General features: G+C 59.7%; 1 protein-coding gene. It reads left to right on the forward strand.

Annotation, left to right across the window (positions count from 1 at the left end):
• Positions 1–1,176: elongation factor Tu (gene tuf, locus ACR0I0_RS20560; RefSeq protein WP_171725214.1), on the forward strand; the 1,176-nt coding region annotated here is incomplete at its 5' end.
• Between the last annotated feature and the right edge of the window lie 108 nt (positions 1,177–1,284).

Raw genomic sequence — 1,284 nt, forward strand, 5'->3', positions numbered from 1 at the left:
ATGGCAAAGGAAAAGTTTGAGCGTACAAAACCGCACGTCAACATCGGCACGATTGGCCACGTTGACCACGGCAAGACCACGCTGACCGCAGCAATCACCAAGTATTTCGGTGACTTCAAAGCGTATGACCAGATTGACGGCGCGCCTGAAGAAAAAGCACGTGGCATCACCATCTCGACCGCCCACGTGGAATACGAGACCGACAACCGCCACTATGCGCACGTCGACTGCCCCGGCCACGCCGACTACGTCAAGAACATGATCACCGGTGCGGCGCAGATGGACGGCGCGATCCTGGTTGTGAACGCCGCTGACGGCCCGATGCCGCAGACCCGCGAGCACATCCTGCTGGGCCGCCAGGTTGGCATCCCGAAGATGGTCGTGTTCATGAACAAAGTTGACCAGGTCGACGACGAAGAGCTGCTGGAACTGGTTGAGATGGAAGTTCGCGAACTGCTGTCCAGCTACGAATACCCTGGCGACGATATTCCGATCATTGCAGGTTCGGCTCTGGCCGCGATGGAAGGCAACAACCCGGAAATCGGCGAAGCGAAGATCCGCGAACTGATGGCGGCTGTTGATGACTACATCGACACCCCTGAGCGTGAAGTCGACAAGCCGTTCCTGATGCCGGTTGAAGACGTGTTCTCGATCTCGGGCCGTGGTACCGTTGTGACCGGCCGTGTCGAGCGTGGGGTGATCAATGTTGGCGACGAGATCGAAATCGTCGGCATCCGCGACACTCAGAAAACCACCTGTACCGGTGTTGAAATGTTCCGCAAGCTGCTGGATCGCGGTGAAGCGGGCGACAACATCGGCGCCCTGCTGCGCGGTATCGACCGTGACGGCGTTGAGCGTGGCCAGGTTCTGTGTAAGCCGGGTTCGGTGACACCGCACACCAAGTTCGAAGCCGAAGCCTATATCCTGACCAAGGAAGAAGGCGGCCGTCACACCCCGTTCTTCGCGAACTACCGTCCGCAGTTCTACTTCCGGACCACTGACGTGACCGGCACCGTGACCCTGGCGGCTGGCACCGAGATGGTTATGCCTGGCGACAACGTCGGCTTCACCGTCGAGCTGATCGCTCCGATCGCGATGGAAGACGGCCTGCGCTTCGCCATCCGCGAAGGCGGCCGCACCGTCGGCGCCGGCGTCGTGTCGAAAATCATCGAGTAAGTCGGCTTTGCCGACTGGTGGGCGGCAGTTGCTCTGAAAGAGCAATGAGAGCCCACACCGTCGAACTAAAGAAGGCCGCTCCACACCGGGGCGGCCTTTTTTTGTTTT

The sequence above is a fragment of the Ruegeria sp. AG6 genome (genome assembly GCF_056541565.1).